Source organism: Rothia sp. HMSC072B03 (genome assembly GCF_001809565.1).
In the GTDB taxonomy this organism is placed as follows: domain Bacteria; phylum Actinomycetota; class Actinomycetes; order Actinomycetales; family Micrococcaceae; genus Rothia; species Rothia mucilaginosa_A.
This window is the reverse complement of record NZ_KV797966.1, coordinates 90,455-105,430: the sequence shown is the minus strand read 5'-3', so window position 1 is coordinate 105,430 and position 14,976 is coordinate 90,455. Positions and strand designations below refer to the sequence as shown.

The window sequence follows — 14,976 nt, the reverse complement described above, 5'->3', positions numbered from 1 at the left end:
CCACACACAGTAGCCAGCGGCACGGGTTCACCCGCCGCAGCGGAACGTCTTAAAAATTCACGAGGTCCTAGTCCAAGCTAGTAGAGACTAGTCCAGGCCCAGCTCATCCTTCGAGTACGCGTACAGGCACGGAACGCCCGCAACCTCTTCCACATGCTCCTTAGCGCCGGTCGCACGGTCAACAATCACAGCAACCGCCACAACCTCAGCGCCAGCCTTACGCAGCGCCTCAACAGCAGTCAGCGCAGAACCACCGGTAGTGGAAGTGTCCTCAACAGCAACCACGCGGCGACCCTCAACGCTCGGGCCCTCCACCTGACGGCCCATGCCGTAAGACTTCTGAGCCTTACGCACCACAAACGCGTCAATCGCACGGTCCTGATCACCAGCGGCACGCATAATCGCGGTACCCACCGGGTCAGCGCCCATGGTCAGGCCGCCAGCAGCCTCAAACTCGATGCCGTTCTTATCCAGCAGGTCCAGCATGACCTGACCAACCAGGCGAGAAGCCTCGTGGTGCAGGGTGATGCGGCGCAGGTCAACGTAGTAGTCGGCTTCCTTGCCGGAGGCGAGGACCACGTGCCCGCGCACCACAGCCAGCTCAGAAATCAGCTGGCGCAGGCGTTCACGGGCTTCTTCAATGGGGAGATTTTCAGAAAGCTTAGTCATAGTTCAAGTGTAGCGGCTCACGTACAGGCGGCGCAGGCTATTCCCTGCACTATTCCAGCCCTAGGCTATTCCACCACGCGACCCACCGACGGCGGCAACGCAGCACGCAACTTCGTCAGCATCTCCTCATACTCGGCGGTCGGGTCGGAATCAGCCACGATAGCGCCACCGGCGGCAAGAGTCACCGTGCCCTCATCGTGCGCCACGAGCGTGCGAATCACAATCGACAGGTTCGCCGAACCATCCGCCGACACAAAACCCAAAGCACCCGAATACACGCCGCGAGCGCGACCCTCCAGGCCCTCAATAATCTGCATGGTCGAAGGCTTCGGCGCACCCGTCATCGAACCACCCGGGAAGCACGCCCGCGCGGCAGCCACCGCGCTCACGCCCTCACGCAGACGCGAACTGACCGTAGACACCAGCTGATGCACCGTCGAGTAGCTCTCCACACCCATGAGCACCGGCACGCGCACGGACGCCGGGTCAGACACCGTGGACAGGTCATTACGCAACAGATCCACGATCATGAGGTTCTCGGCGCGGGTCTTCTCATCGGTACGCAACCAGGCTGCGGCAGCCTCATCTTCTTCCGGGGTGGCGCCACGCGGTACCGTGCCCTTAATCGGCTTTGTCTGGGCATTACGCTGCTCATCCACACTCAAAAAACGCTCCGGCGAGGAAGAGAGCACCGAAAAATCGCCGCACCGCAGATACGCCGCATAGGGTGCCGCATTGTGGGCGCGCTGGCGGCGGTACAGCTCAAAGAAAAGCTCCGGGCTCGGATTCTGGATGCGCGCGACCGTCTGCGCGGTCAGGCACACCTCGTAGCTGTTACCCTCGTAGATTTCGTGCTGACTAGCGCGAACAGCGTCCATGTAGGCTTCCGCGGCGGGTGCAGGAAAGAGCAGAGGCTCGGTAAGCTCAGGGGCATTTACGGGGGTATTTTCGGAGGCGCACTCCCCCGCAGCGCTCAGCGCCGGAGCCAGCACCGTGCTCAGCAGCCGCTCCGCCGCCTCACACCACGGCTCATCCCCCACCAGCCAGCTACGCGCCGCAGCACCCGGGCGGGTATGCTCATGCACCAGGTAGCGGACCGCCGGCAACCACAGAGAATCCGGGGTCGGCGCCTCATGCGCCGGCAGGTAGCCGGGCACCGGGTGGCCGTGCTCCATGCCCATGGCGGCACGCGCCTCATAGCCGAAATAGCCCACGTAACCGCCACACAAACCCGCGGGCAGGCCGGTTGCCACCGCGGCATCCGGGTGCACGCGCGGTGCGCAGGCAAGCGCCGCCTCCAGCTGGGCGAAGGGGTCTTCCCCGCCAGACTCAGCCGCCGCACGCGCCGAATCCACGCGCAAGGGCGACAGCTGCGCCGGAACCACACCCACATACGAGGCAACCGACATGGGCGACTCCTCGCGCGCGGAATCCAGCCAGAAGGAATACTCAGCGCCACCGCTCAGCAGCGGGTACGCCTCCTCGCAGTTCACCGCGAAAGGAAGCGGGCGCACGACAAGCTCCCGCGTCTGCGCATCCCACGGGATGCTCTGCAGAGTACTCGGCAGGGCATTCGGGGAGGCAGATGCGGGAGCGTTCGGGGTAGAAAAAATACGGTCCGCGGAAGTTTTAGTCACGGACTCCATTGTATGGCGTGCAGACGAATTGGCGGTTTAGTGAACGACTGCGGGTGCTTCGCCGTTTTCGCTGGTCATCGGCAGGCCGGCAGCAAACCACGCACTGGTGCCGCCTGCAATGTTGTGTGCGGCGTAGCCGTGCTCACGCAGGAAGGTTGCCGCGCGGTTCGAACGGCCGCCACCGTGGCAGATGACGTAGAAGTCCTCACCGGGTGCGGGCAGCTCAGCCAGACGCTCAGTAATGGTGCCGAGGGTGATGTGCTTGGCGCCGGTCGCGTGGCCACCCTCCCACTCGTAGTCTTCACGCACGTCGATGATGGTTGCGCCTGCGGGAACGTCGCGGGGGTCAACCTGGGGTACAGCGGTCATGGGGTTCTCCTTTGAATTGAACTAGAACAAGCCGGTCGGCACGGTGGGGTGCCGGGTGGGCATAGTTGTGATTCCACTCTATCGCTTTGGGGGTGCGTGGCGCATCTAGCCCGGTATTTGGGGGTTTGTGAGATTCAGAAGCAGTGCATACGAAAAAATCGAAATGGTTTTTCATGCACTGATTGATGGTTCAATCTTTGAAATACAGGCACACACCATGTATACATATGCACCCATAAGGGTATACACTTATACACATATTGTCCGGGTCACACAGAACCCGGGCTTGCACAGAAAAGAATTACCACCATGTCCAACACCATCACAGGTGCCGAACCCAAGGACACCAAGACCTTCTTCGGCCACCCGAGCATGCTCGCGAACCTGTTCACCGTAGAAATGTGGGAGCGCTTCTCCTTCTATGGCATGCAGGGCATCATGATCTACTACCTGTACTACACCGCCGACAAGGGCGGCCTGGGCCTCGACAAGGACCTCGCCACCGGCGTTATCGGCGCGTACGGTGCAGTCGTGTACCTCATGGCAATCCTCGGCGGTATCCTCGGTGACCGCATCCTCGGCCCCGAGCGTACCCTCTTCTACTCCGCTATCGGCATCATGGCGGGTCACATCTCCCTCTCCCTCATCCCCGGCATCCCCGGCGTGGTAATTGGTCTGCTGCTGGTCGCTATCGGCTCCGGCGGCCTGAAGAGTAACGCATCCGTGCTGGTCGGTTCGCTCTACAGCGACAACGACTCACGCCGCGACGCAGGCTTCACCATCTTCTACATCGGCGTTAACACCGGTGCACTGATCGGCCCGATCCTGACCGGTTGGGGCTGGCAGGCTGGCGGCTTCCACCTCGGCTTCGGTCTTGCCGCAATCGGTATGGCTGCCGGTCTGATCCAGTACTCGCTGACCCGCAAGAACCTGCCCGCCTCCGTACACCACGTGGGCACCCCCTTCACCAGCGCTCAGAAGCGTAACTTCTTCCTGGCACTGGTCGGTATCGTCGTCGTTCTCGGCATCCTGTTGGCAACCGGTCTGATAACCGCAGACAACCTCAAGAACTGGGTCATGGGCTTCATCTTCATCGGCGCTATCGCCCTGTTCGCACAGATGCTGACCGCCAAGGACGTCACCTCCGACGAGCGTTCCCGCGTCACCGCGTTCATCCCCCTGTGGATTGCAAACGCCGTGTTCTGGGCACTGTACCAGCAGCAGTTCACCGTCATGGCGGTGTACTCGGATGAGCGCCTCAACTGGAACATCCTGGGCATGGAACTGAGCCCGAACCTGGTCAACTCCATCAACCCGATTTTCATCATCGTCTTCGGCATGATGTTCTCCGCCCTGTGGACCAAGTGGGGCGACCGCCAGCCGGTCACCACCCTGAAGTTCTCCGCAGCGCTGATTATCATCGGCCTGGCGTTCTGGATCTTCCTCGCTCAGGCGGGCGTCCAGAGCGTGAACGTCGGCTGGATCGTGCTGATTCTGTTCGTCTGCACCATCGCTGAGCTGATTATTTCGCCGGTGGGTATTTCGCTGGCGACCAAGCTCGCACCGAAGGCGCACCGCGTGAACATGATGGCACTGTACTTCACCTCCGTGGCAATGGGTACCGTGCTGTCCGGTTGGCTGGCTCCGTTCTACAGCATGGAAACCGAAATTCCCTACTTCACCTGGATGGGTATTATCACCATCGCGACCGGTGTGCTGCTGTTCCTGGTGCACAAGCCGGTTCAGAAGATGATGCGCGGCGTGAAGTAACCACAAAGTTACTTGCCTGCACTGCTGACTCGCTGTTTCAGGCGGCGTAAGCGTGTATAGGCTAGGGCCCCGAATCCTTGAATTACCAAGGGTTCGGGGCCCATGTGTATGCACTGCTGTATGCGCCGGTAACCGGAGCGCCGAAATGTTGAGGACAGGTTCAGGAGGGGAAGGGTAAAGAGGCTTTGGAGGCGCACTCCGGGCGTTTTCCTCAATGAGACAATCCGCACGGATTTTCTTATTAAGCGCCTTAATAAGAAAATCGAAGTGTATTGTCTTATTAAGACCCCCCATACGACCAGCAAGACGACACCGATGAAGAGGAGGAGGGAGGAGGAACCATGCCCTCAACCATCATCTGGCCCGCCCTCAAATGGGAGCCGCAAACCCCCTGGGTTCACCGCGACGCCCTCGCCTCCCGACGCGCAACGCGTCGCAACTCCGGCGCCTTCTCCAGCGCCGTACCCGCCTCCATTGCCGAACGCAACGTCGAACTCAGCCCCGCACTGCGAGCGCGCCTCCAAGAGAACGCCACCGCAATGACCCGCTTCGATGAGCGGCTCCACCACATCGGCGGAATCCCCTTCTCCGCGGTTCTTCTGCGCGGCGAATCCGCCTCCAGCTCACAGATTGAAAACCTCACCGTTAGCGCACGCAGGCTCTCACTAGCTGTCCTGGGTGCAAGCGGGTCGAAGGTCGGAGTTAACGCCGAGCTGGTGGCGCGCAATGTTCACGCCATGCGTGCAGCCTTGAATACCGCAGAAAACATTAGCGTCGATAATATCCTCGCGATGCACCGCGAACTGACCCGCGGTCTGCATCAGGACTCCGGTGTACTCCGCACCCAGTGGGTGTGGATTAAGGGTGATTCGCCGGTAACCGCCGACTATATAGCACCGCATCACGAGAGAGTTCCTGCCGCCCTCGAAGACCTTGTAGCCTTCATGAACCGCCGCGATATTGATCCCCTCGCGCAGGCGGCTATCGCGCACGCCCAATTTGAAACGATCCACCCTTTCACTGACGGCAACGGCAGAACCGGACGAGCCCTCATCTCTGCGCTCCTGCTCGCCCGCGGCGTCACTCGCCACGTGATTCTGCCCGTCTCCTCCGGGCTGTTGCACGATACCGACGGGTACATTCAGGCGCTCACCGACTACCGTGCAGGCGATGCTGAGCCCATCATCGAGCTCTTCATCGACGCCGCGCAGAAGGCAATCACCAACGCAGAAATCCTGGCGCAAGACATTGAAACCCTGCGCGATGAGGTACTGTCCATTGCCCAGCGTAAAACCCCTCTCCTGCGTTCCCTCACTGACCTGTGCTGCACTGAGCCCGCCTTCACTGCGCACATGATGGAGGAGCACACGCAGGGGTCCCGAGCTAGTGTGTATCGCCTTCTCAACCGCATGGTGGAGCTGCATATTCTGCGTGAAGAACGCGTCAAAATTCAGGGGCAAAAAGTGTGGACTGTCCCCGCTCTCAACCGCGCCCTCGATGACTTTGCGGCACGAGCAGGACGACGCGGATAGATGCACCATCGGGTTCGATAACCCGCGCGAAAATTCTGCGGCCGCAGGCGGGTTCCCGCGCGCGGAACTGTGACGATTTATGTCTCCGCGTGAACGCGCATGACGAAACACAGGGTCAAAAAGGACTCATTACGCCACGAACGGACATCTATTAGACAGCCCTCAACTACAGGTCTAAGGTGATTCCAGAACGGCCGGAAAATACGCGGCCGGCCACCCCAACGCAACCTCCCAAGGAGAACATCATGGCACTGTACCTGGTAGAACTGACCCCCGCTAACCCGTCCAAGGAAGAGGCAACCGCCCTCATCGAGACCGTCAACTCCTCCCTGACCAACGGCGCGGAGCTCATCGAAACCCAGGTCTCCGCAGACCACAAGATCGTCTTCGTCATCATCGAAGCCGAGAACACCGCATTCGGCCCCGACCTCGCCGCAGCTATCGGTGAGCGCGCCTCCATCGAAGGCCCCGATGCCGTCCGCCTCGTCGGCGCAGAGCTCGATGACATCAAGAAGCTCAAGAAGGACGCCGACTACCTGGTCGAGTGGGACATCCCCGCAGAGATCACCATGGAACAGTACCTGACCCGTAAGAAGGCCAACGCCCCCAAGTACGCCGAGGTGCCCGAGGTTTCCTTCCTGCGCACCTACGTTCGTGAAGACACCGCCAAGTGCCTGTGCTTCTACGATGCACCCGACGAAGAGGCTGTCGTCCGCGCCCGCAAGGCCGTCAGCACTCCCATCGACCGACTGTTCAAGCTGCACGCATAGACGCGCGCTCCCCGCTTAGGAGAAACCACATGTCCGACTTCACCCTGGAACCCCTGTACGACTACCCTCAGCGCGAGCAGGTTCTCGCCCTCGCCCGCACCAATGCGGAGGCCGTTGACCGCGGCGAGCGTTCTCCTTTCGAGACCCTCCGTGAGATTGCCAAGGACGGCCTGATTACCCTGGGTCGCGACGGCGGCTCCCTGGTTCCCCAGGTCGCTGTTGCATTCGACCTGGCTACCGAGGACGCCACCACCGCCTTCTCGCTCTGGGCTCACCGTTCGACCATCGCGTTCTTCGACGCCGTGGGCCGCGAGCTGCCCGAGGGCCTGGCCAATGCGACCGTCAGCGGCACCACCGCGATGGCGGCGGCGTACAAGGAGGCGTCGGGTCTGGAGCCGATTAAGGTGAAGGGCACCCTCGTTGAGGGCGGCCTGAAGCTCAACGGTTCTATCTCCTGGGCATCGAACCTGTACCCGAGCGGCGTAATTGTTCTGCCGGTGGCCTTGGAGAACGCTCCCGAGGGTCACCCGGACCGCTACATCGTGACGATTCGCCAGGATGTGCCGGGCCTGGAGATTTACTACCACCGCAACCTGCTGGCGCTCAACAGCACCGAGTCGGGCACCCTGAAGTTCGAGGACGTTTTCGTGCCGAGCGAGGATATCCTGAGCGATAACCTCGAGGCGTTCCTGCACGATGTCACCGCACCGTTCTTGCTGGTTCAGTCTTCCTTCTGCCTGGGCCTGGCCGCAGGTGCTCTGCAGGAGGCCGCTAAGCACCTGGACGTGTCGAAGGGCATCTTCCGCCCCGAGTTCCCGCTAATCCTCTCCGAGTACGAGAGCCTGCGGGAGGAGCTGATTCGCCTGGCGTCCGAACCGGAGCGCGCCGAGCGCCGTGACCTGCTGAGCCTGCGCCTGGGGGTTTCGCACTTCGCGACCATTGCTACTCACTTTGAGCTGCAGGTTGTTGGAGGCGCCGGTTACGTGGCCGAGTCTCCGACCGCTCGCCGCCTGCGTGAGGCTTCCTTCCTGCCGGTGCAGTCCCCGACCGAGGGCCACCTGCGCTACGAGCTGTCGAAGTACGATCACCTCGAGGCTCTTCAGGAAGCTCTCTAAACGTTAGCGACGCTGTCTTCGTCAATACCGTCGCCCTCTATATGCAATATCTTGCATATAGAGGGCGACGGTATTTTTATGTACCCAGCACCCATCAATCAGATAGCGAATTGGGAATATAAGCGGTTTAGGGGTATCCCTGCTCATATTTATAGGCATTTAGCTGTGACCTACACCCATAGGCGCGTAGAATAATGTGGAATTTTATACACCACATTCACTTCAGGAGCTCCCTTTGAGCATCTCTAAGCTTTTCGGCTTCGACTGGTCGATTCACGGCGACGGCCGCAGCATTAAGCCCGGTTCCTTCGTCGCCCCGAACGAGCGCCTCGCCTGGCCGATTACCATCGGTATCGGCGCGCAGCACGTGGTCGCCATGTTCGGCGCAACCTTCCTCGTGCCGATTATCACCGGCTTCCCGCCGGCAACCACCCTGTTCTTCTCGGGTATCGGCACCGTCCTCTTCCTGCTGATTACCCGCGGCCGCGTCCCCTCCTACCTGGGTTCCTCCTTCGCGTTCATCGCTCCCCTGGCGGCTGCCATGAACTCGCACGGCCCGGCGGGCGCCCTCGGCGGTATCGTCATGGCGGGTGTGGCGCTGTTCCTGGTCGGCCTGATCGTTCAGTTCGCCGGCACCGGCTGGCTCACCAAGCTCATGCCCCCGGTCGTGACCGGTTCGATTGTGGCGCTGATTGGCTTCAACCTGGCGAAGAGCGCTAAGGACAACTTCATGGTGGCACCGGTGACCGCGCTGGTGACCCTGTGCTCCATCATCCTGATTTCTGTGCTGTTCAAGGGCATCATTGGTCGCCTGTCCATCCTGCTGGGTGTGGGCATCGGCTACATCACCGCTGTGATTCGCGGCGAGGTGGACTTCTCCAAGATTGACAAGGCTGTGCAGACTCAGGGCATCATTGGCCTGCCGCACTTCCAGACCCCCGAGTTCCACTGGGAGCTCGCAGGCCTGTTCATCCCCGTGATTCTGGTGCTCGTGGCTGAGAACATCGGCCACGTGAAGTCTGTTGCTCTGATGAGCGGCAAGAACCTGGACGACTATTCAGGCCGCGCCCTCATGGCGGACGGCCTGGCAACCACCATCGCCGGTATGGGCGGCGGTTCGGGTACCACCACCTACGCCGAGAACATTGGCGTGATGGCTGCGACCAAGGTGTACTCCACCGCGGCGTACTGGGTGGCGGCTATCTTCGCGATTGCACTGTCCATGTTCCCCGCATTCGGTGCGGCAATTGCAACCGTCCCGGCGGGTGTTCTGGGCGGTGCCGCAACCGTGCTGTACGGCATGATCGGTATGCTCGGTGCACGTATTTGGAGCGAGAACCGCGTGAACTTCTCGAACCAGATCAACCTGACCACCGCCGCTGTGGCGCTGATTGTGGGTATCGCGGACTACACCTGGACCTTCGGTGAGCTGTCCTTCGCCGGTATTGCACTGGGTACCGCGGCAACCCTGATTATCTTCCACCTGATGACCTTCATCGCGAAGTACACGAAGGCCGCTGGCGACCCGCTGGAGCCCTTCGACGCAGAGAAGAGCACCGAGGTGCACTAGGCACCTGACCGCCCGTGGGAGTGATTCTCTCCTGATGCGTAGGCTGTAGAAAAGCGGCCCGGATGGATTGGTTTCCATCCGGGCCGCTTTTGCGTCTTCTGGACGTTACATACAACTGCCACCCTGTTTAGACACAAATCAGATATAAATCAGACACAAAAATTTGAGTCTAGACATAAATTTTTATGTCTAGACTCAAATTTTTTATGTGTAGACATAAAAGTTTATGTCTAAGTTATGTCTGCGGAGGCTCACCCAGCCGCTAGCGCTGGATAGCTAGCACCGGATGGCTCGTGCTGGATAGCTAGTGCTAGGCGGCTAGGACCGTTCGGCGAGCATCGCCTCAATCGTCTGCGCCACACCGTCCTCATGGAAGGCCGGGCAGGTGCGCCCCACCTTCGCAATGAGCGCCGGCTGACCCGACGCCATGGCGAAGCCCTCCCCCGCCCAGCAAAGCATCTCCGCGTCATTCGGCATGTCACCGAACGCCATCACCTCGTGCGCCTCAATGCCGTGGCGTGCCGCGAACTTCTCCAAAATCCGTCCCTTATTCACGGTCTTAGAGCCCATCTCGATGAGCGGCTCACCGACCACGCCGCGGGTCACCGACACCAGCGAACCCACCGCCTGATGCACGCGCGCCTGCAGAATATCCGGGTCCATGCCGGGCACGCGAATCAGGTACTTAATGACCGGGGTTGAACCAATACGTTCGAGCGCCTCGGCGATTTTCGCCTCCACCACGCGGGCGCCCTCGAGCACCTCACCGCCCTCGTGCGGGCCCTGAATGTAGACGGTGTCCACGGTTTCGAGGGTGTAGGTGGCGTCAGGGAACATGGGCTCTAGCAGCTCGTGGGCGCGGGCAATCACCGTGGGATCAGCACCGTTGACTTCTTCCACCTCGTTTGCGCCCAGGTGGTACACCACGGCGCCGTTGGAGCAGATGGCGTAGGAGTCGAAGTCGGTCTGCTCGCGCAGGGGCGTGAGCCAGCGGCTCGGGCGGCCGGTAACGAAGACGATATCGATCCCGGCGGCGCGGGCAGCCTCAAGGGCGCGCAGGGTCCGCGGACGGAACCGGAAGTCGTGCCCGATGAGGGTGCCGTCCAGGTCGCTGGCGATGAGTTTAATCATGCAGATATGCCTTCAGTGGTGGGGTGTATCGGTGCTGGTCAGTGTACGGTACTGGTCAGGGCGCGGGTCTGGTGAGACTGTGCCGGCGTGCCGCTATGCCGCCGGTTCCGCGTAGGTGACGGTCAGGAACGCACGACCCAGACCGTGGCCGAGCAGGTTAAAGTTCACGACGGCGGGAGTTGCACTCTCGTCAATGTCGAGCTTCTCCACGTCCACGGCGGTGACGCAGAAAATGTAGCGGTGCGGGCCGTGACCAGCCGGAGGGGCAGCCCCCAGGAAGCCCGCCACACCGGCGTCGTTACGGTGCGTCAGGGCGCCGGCAGGTGCATCCGCGCCGGTGTCAATGCTGGTCACCTCGGCGGGAATATTAGAGACGGTCCAGTGCCAGAAGCCCGAGGGGGTCGGCGCATCCGGGTCAAAGCAGGTGAGCACGAAGGACTTGGTGCCTTCGGGGAATCCACTCCAGGACAGCTGCGGGGAGCGATCCTGACCGCCTGCCACGCCGAAGAGGGCGGAGCGCATCCACTCGGGGGCGGTGCCGCCGTCTTGAATGTCGGTGGAGGTCAGGGTGAATTCGGGCAGTTCGGGCAGACCTGCGTAGGGTTCACGGGGCAGGGGCGCGGAGCCAATGGAGCTCATGGTTCTCCTTGTGTTTTCTCGCGGTGGTTGGATTAATTTTTCACGGGGTAGGGGCCGTGTATATGACGATGCCGGCGGATAGGGTGAGCTATCCGCCGGCTGTGCGTCATTTTTTAGCCGTTTAGAACGGCGACGAGTTCCTCGCGGGTGGGCGGGTTGGCGCCTGCACGGGAGACGGTGATGCCGGCTGCGGTTGCGGAGAAACGTAGCAGGTCGGCGATGTCTTCTGCGGCCAGTGCGGCAACCTTGGCACGGGCCTCGGGGCCGGCAATACCGCGGTCCAGCAGGCCCGCGATGAGGGCCGCCATGAGGGAGTCGCCGGCACCGACGGTGTCCGCAACCTCCACGCGGTGTGCAGGCTGGCTGATGCCCTCAGGGTACGTCTTGCTGTAGGCGATGGGGCCGTCTGCGCCGCGGGTGATCACCATCAGCTCGGCGCCGAGGTCCAGCCAGGCGCGGGCGGTGTCTGCGAGGGAACGCTCGGGGTAGAGCCACTGCAGGTCCTCGTCGGAAGCCTTGACGACGCTGGAGAGGGAGACGAACTTTTCGGCCCACTGTCGTGCCTGCTCCACATCGTGGATGAGGGTGGGGCGGCAGTTCGGGTCGTAGCTGAGCAGGGCGCTGTCGCGGGCGGCCTCGAAGGCGGCCGCGACAACGTGTGCGCCGGGCTCAAGCATGGCGGCGATAGAACCGGTGTGCACCGCGTCGGAGGTGCGGGCCAGTTCAGCCAGCTCCTCGGCGATAGCGTCCAGGGCCCACTCGATATCGAATTCGTATTCCGCCGCACCGTCGGCGCCAATGGTGGCCTGGGCGACGGAGGTTCGCTCCGCGGTGGGTTCGAAGGGCAGCTGCACCGAGGAGGCGTTCAGGTGCGCGTTGATGCTTTCACCGTAGGCGTCCGGGCCGTAGTGGCCGACAAAGTTGGTGGGGTGGCCGAGGCGGCATGCGCCAACGGCGACGTTCATGGGGGATCCGCCGGGGTATGCGTGGGTTTCTCCGTCGTGCTGGTGGACGACGTCTACGAGTGCTTCACCGATTACAGTCAACATGGTTTCAATTCTACTCGGCCAGCCCGTTCCGGAGAGTGCGTTTTTGTGGGGATTTCAAGTGGTTTTGCTTTCCCTTCTGACGGGTTCTGTTGGCTTGCCGTGTGGGTTCACAAACTGCCTTCGGTCTCTTCTGACTTTTAGCCTCAATATCGCTGATTTTGAGGCTCTAGAAGGGTTTGTACGGGTTAGACTTAAACCGACGCCGGGTCTTACGCCCGGCCCGGTATTGACGCGACAGCATCGTCGCGCCTACCCTCCGACAACGAAGTTAGGAAGAAGGTCATACGTGACGACTGCAACCGCTACCTGGGTTGACCGTGAGGCTACCGCAGAGGAGCTGATCCCCCTCATCGGTAAGCTGCACCGCGAGAACGGCGTGGTGCTGAGCATTCACGGCCGCAGCCTGGTCAACAAGTCCGTCATTGAGCTGCTGAAGCTGCACGATTTCGTATCCCACATTGATGGTGCGCCCCTGAACCCCGCGCACTCCCTCGAGCTTGTTCGTGCTCTGACTGAGCTGAACCTGGGCGCTTGCTCGATTAACATCGCTGCCCTGCACAAGGCACACCGCGAGGCTGGCTCCCCCGAGCTGTCCATGTGGCTGCCCGAGCAGCTGGGTTCCTCCGTGAACCACCAGGGTGACCAGCCGAAGGAGCAGGACGTTGTGCTGTACGGCTTCGGTCGTATTGGCCGCCTGCTGGCCCGCATCCTGCTGGAGCGTTCCTCCTCGCCGCTGGGTTCCGGCCTGAACCTGCGCGCCGTGGTGGTGCGTAAGAACGGTGATAAGGACCTGGTTAAGCGCGCCTCCCTGCTGGAGCGCGACTCGGTTCACGGCCCCTTCAAGGGCGTTATTGAGGTGGATGAGGAGAACAGCACCATCATCGCTAACGGTGTTCCGGTTCGCTTCATTTACTCCTCGGACCCGAACACTGTCGACTACACCGAGTACGGCATTAAGGACGCCCTGCTGGTGGACAACACCGGCCGTTGGCGCGATGTTCCGGGCCTGGAGCAGCACCTGAACCGCCCCGGTATCTCTCGTGTTCTGCTGACCGCTCCCGGCAAGGGCGACATGAAGAACATCGTGTTCGGCGTGAACGACGACGTCATCACCGATGAGGACAAGATTCTCTCCGCCGCTTCCTGCACCACCAACGCGATTACTCCGGCGCTGAAGGTTCTGGATGACGCCTACGGTGTTGAGCGCGGCCACGTTGAGACCGTTCACGCGTTCACCAACGATCAGAACCTGATTGACAACTTCCACAAGGGTGACCGCCGCGGTCGCTCCGCTGTGCTGAACATGGTCATCACCGAGACCGGTGCAGCTAAGGCCGTGTCGAAGGCTCTGCCGCAGCTGGAAGGCAAGCTGACCGGTAACGCTATCCGCGTTCCCACCCCGGACGTCTCCATGGCAATCCTGAACGTGAAGCTGACCAAGCCCGCAGGTTCCGCTGAGGAGCTGAACGAGCTGTTCCGCCGCGAGTCCATCGACGGCGAGCTGCGCCGCCAGGTGGGCTACTCGGATTCCCCTGAGGCTGTTTCCACCGACTTCGTGGGTTCCCGCACCGCAGGTGTTGTGGACTCGCTGGCTACCGTGGTGACCGATGACTCCGCAATTGTCTACGTCTGGTACGACAACGAGTTCGGTTACTCCTGCCAGGTGATTCGCGTTCTGGAGCGTATGGGCGGCTACGAAGTGCCCTCCTACCCCGCTAAGTAAGCTACCCCAGCTCATCTAGCACGCATATAACAAACCCACCGGTACATATAGCCATTTGGTTATATTGCCGGTGGGTTTGTTTATGAGGTTATATGCGCAAATAAGGGGTGTCGCACAGAAGCTCAGAAGAGCTACGCGAGCGGTGAATTACGCCTTACGGCGGTACACCACACCCTGATGCACCCGCAGCGTGAAGCTCGAGGGCACCGGGCGGTTTTCCGCATCCACCTCAGACATGCTTATGAAGGCATGCAGGCTTAAAACCCTTACGCCTGACCGAAGACCTCGTTGAGGTGGGCAGTATAGTCAGCGAGATACTGTTCGACCTGCGGATTTTTAATCACGTCATAGCAAATAAAGGTGGGCAACTGGGTAGTCCCCATGAACTCATGGGCCTTATGAAAGTGCATATAGAGGGCATCTACCCCGAGTCCCTCAAAGAAGTCGCCCTCCCGGGTAAAAGCTTCGCGAGGCGCGTTCCACGTCAGCGACAGCATATGACGCCGCCCCTGAAGAAGACCGCCCGTGCCGTATCCTTCAGTGGGGCTGACCCTGTGGCGACCATCATTAGCGTACAGGGTACCCGCACCGGCGGTAAACACCTCGTCCATATATTTTTTCACGGTCCACGGCTCGTGCATCCACCAACCGGGCATCTGCCAGATGACCGCATCCATCCACTGGAATTTTTCTACTTCCTGGTGAATATCGTACCCGTCGTCAATCACAGTTTCTCGCACATGATGACCGAGCGCCGATAACGTATCACGGGCTACTTGATGCAGGGTGTGGTTCAGACGACCCGCCGAGTGGGCGAATGCTTTACCGCCGTCAATCAAAAGAATATTCACTGTAGTTCACTCCTTAAACTCAACACCGCGAGAACGGTTGGCTATATTCCAGCCGCTTGTTTCATAGTACAGGGCTACTACGCTGTGAATCAGCCCTTAAAATTACCGCTTACGGTAAATTACGCCTTACGGCGGTACACCACACCCTGAT

13 protein-coding genes are annotated in these 14,976 nt (G+C 60.9%); 6 read left to right on the top strand and 7 right to left on the bottom strand.

Features of this window, described 5'->3' with window-relative positions:
• Positions 1–87: 87 nt before the first annotated feature.
• The 3 genes from pyrE to HMPREF2630_RS01840 form a co-directional block, all read right to left on the bottom strand.
• Positions 88–669: an orotate phosphoribosyltransferase gene (pyrE, locus tag HMPREF2630_RS01850; protein ID WP_005507935.1), complete on the bottom strand. Its 582-nt coding sequence runs from the start codon at positions 667–669 to the stop codon at positions 88–90.
• Positions 670–734: 65 nt separating this feature from the next.
• Positions 735–2,315, bottom strand: a complete 1,581-nt coding sequence (locus tag HMPREF2630_RS01845; RefSeq protein WP_070483144.1) for an anthranilate synthase component I family protein — start codon at positions 2,313–2,315, stop codon at positions 735–737.
• Positions 2,316–2,342: 27 nt separating this feature from the next.
• Positions 2,343–2,675, bottom strand: a complete 333-nt coding sequence (locus tag HMPREF2630_RS01840; protein ID WP_070483142.1) for a rhodanese-like domain-containing protein — start codon at positions 2,673–2,675, stop codon at positions 2,343–2,345.
• A gap of 309 nt (positions 2,676–2,984) precedes the next feature.
• On the opposite strand from HMPREF2630_RS01840, the gene HMPREF2630_RS01835 reads away from it, so the two are divergent.
• The 5 genes from HMPREF2630_RS01835 to HMPREF2630_RS01815 all read left to right on the top strand — a co-directional run bounded on the left by HMPREF2630_RS01835 (position 2,985) and on the right by HMPREF2630_RS01815 (position 9,432).
• Complete coding sequence (locus HMPREF2630_RS01835) at positions 2,985–4,445, top strand: peptide MFS transporter (RefSeq protein ID WP_070483140.1); 1,461 nt, start codon at positions 2,985–2,987, stop codon at positions 4,443–4,445.
• A 341-nt stretch (positions 4,446–4,786) separates the two neighbouring features.
• The gene (locus tag HMPREF2630_RS01830; RefSeq protein WP_070483139.1) at positions 4,787–5,977 is read left to right on the top strand and encodes a Fic family protein; all 1,191 of its coding nucleotides are present in this window, start codon (positions 4,787–4,789) and stop codon (positions 5,975–5,977) included.
• Between the two features lie 245 nt (positions 5,978–6,222).
• Positions 6,223–6,747, top strand: coding sequence for a DUF4242 domain-containing protein (locus HMPREF2630_RS01825; protein ID WP_049344591.1), 525 nt, complete (start codon positions 6,223–6,225; stop codon positions 6,745–6,747).
• A 29-nt stretch (positions 6,748–6,776) separates the two neighbouring features.
• Complete coding sequence (locus tag HMPREF2630_RS01820; protein WP_049344589.1) at positions 6,777–7,862, top strand: acyl-CoA dehydrogenase family protein; 1,086 nt, start codon at positions 6,777–6,779, stop codon at positions 7,860–7,862.
• A 235-nt stretch (positions 7,863–8,097) separates the two neighbouring features.
• On the top strand, positions 8,098–9,432 hold the full coding sequence (locus HMPREF2630_RS01815) for a uracil-xanthine permease family protein (protein WP_049344586.1): 1,335 nt from the start codon (positions 8,098–8,100) through the stop codon (positions 9,430–9,432).
• A 318-nt stretch (positions 9,433–9,750) separates the two neighbouring features.
• On the opposite strand, the gene HMPREF2630_RS01810 is transcribed toward HMPREF2630_RS01815, so the two are convergent.
• The 3 genes from HMPREF2630_RS01810 to HMPREF2630_RS01800 form a co-directional block, all read right to left on the bottom strand.
• Positions 9,751–10,563 (bottom strand): HAD-IIB family hydrolase, encoded by an 813-nt coding sequence (locus HMPREF2630_RS01810; RefSeq protein WP_049344584.1) that lies wholly within the window; start codon positions 10,561–10,563, stop codon positions 9,751–9,753.
• Positions 10,564–10,656: 93 nt separating this feature from the next.
• A complete protein-coding gene (locus tag HMPREF2630_RS01805) occupies positions 10,657–11,202 on the bottom strand; it encodes a YbhB/YbcL family Raf kinase inhibitor-like protein (RefSeq protein WP_049344581.1) in 546 nt (181 codons plus the stop codon).
• A gap of 113 nt (positions 11,203–11,315) precedes the next feature.
• Complete coding sequence (locus HMPREF2630_RS01800; protein WP_049344578.1) at positions 11,316–12,251, bottom strand: carbohydrate kinase family protein; 936 nt, start codon at positions 12,249–12,251, stop codon at positions 11,316–11,318.
• 286 nt (positions 12,252–12,537) lie between these two features.
• Between HMPREF2630_RS01800 and HMPREF2630_RS01795 the strand changes: the two genes are divergently transcribed.
• A complete protein-coding gene (locus HMPREF2630_RS01795) occupies positions 12,538–13,974 on the top strand; it encodes a glyceraldehyde-3-phosphate dehydrogenase (RefSeq protein WP_049344577.1) in 1,437 nt (478 codons plus the stop codon).
• 266 nt (positions 13,975–14,240) lie between these two features.
• Here HMPREF2630_RS01795 and HMPREF2630_RS01790 read toward each other — a convergent pair whose 3' ends face one another.
• Entirely contained in the window at positions 14,241–14,825 is a 585-nt protein-coding gene (locus HMPREF2630_RS01790; protein ID WP_005504206.1) for an NAD(P)H-dependent oxidoreductase, read from the bottom strand.
• Positions 14,826–14,976 lie beyond the last annotated feature (151 nt).

Coding starts and splice junctions, on each gene's coding strand:
- pyrE (WP_005507935.1), bottom strand. CDS start 669: ATGACTAAGCTTTCTGAAAATCTCCCCATTGAAGAAGCCCGTGAACGC.
- HMPREF2630_RS01845 (WP_070483144.1), bottom strand. CDS start 2,315: ATGGAGTCCGTGACTAAAACTTCCGCGGACCGTATTTTTTCTACCCCG.
- HMPREF2630_RS01840 (WP_070483142.1), bottom strand. CDS start 2,675: ATGACCGCTGTACCCCAGGTTGACCCCCGCGACGTTCCCGCAGGCGCA.
- HMPREF2630_RS01835 (WP_070483140.1), top strand. CDS start 2,985: ATGTCCAACACCATCACAGGTGCCGAACCCAAGGACACCAAGACCTTC.
- HMPREF2630_RS01830 (WP_070483139.1), top strand. CDS start 4,787: ATGCCCTCAACCATCATCTGGCCCGCCCTCAAATGGGAGCCGCAAACC.
- HMPREF2630_RS01825 (WP_049344591.1), top strand. CDS start 6,223: ATGGCACTGTACCTGGTAGAACTGACCCCCGCTAACCCGTCCAAGGAA.
- HMPREF2630_RS01820 (WP_049344589.1), top strand. CDS start 6,777: ATGTCCGACTTCACCCTGGAACCCCTGTACGACTACCCTCAGCGCGAG.
- HMPREF2630_RS01810 (WP_049344584.1), bottom strand. CDS start 10,563: ATGATTAAACTCATCGCCAGCGACCTGGACGGCACCCTCATCGGGCAC.
- HMPREF2630_RS01805 (WP_049344581.1), bottom strand. CDS start 11,202: ATGAGCTCCATTGGCTCCGCGCCCCTGCCCCGTGAACCCTACGCAGGT.
- HMPREF2630_RS01800 (WP_049344578.1), bottom strand. CDS start 12,251: ATGTTGACTGTAATCGGTGAAGCACTCGTAGACGTCGTCCACCAGCAC.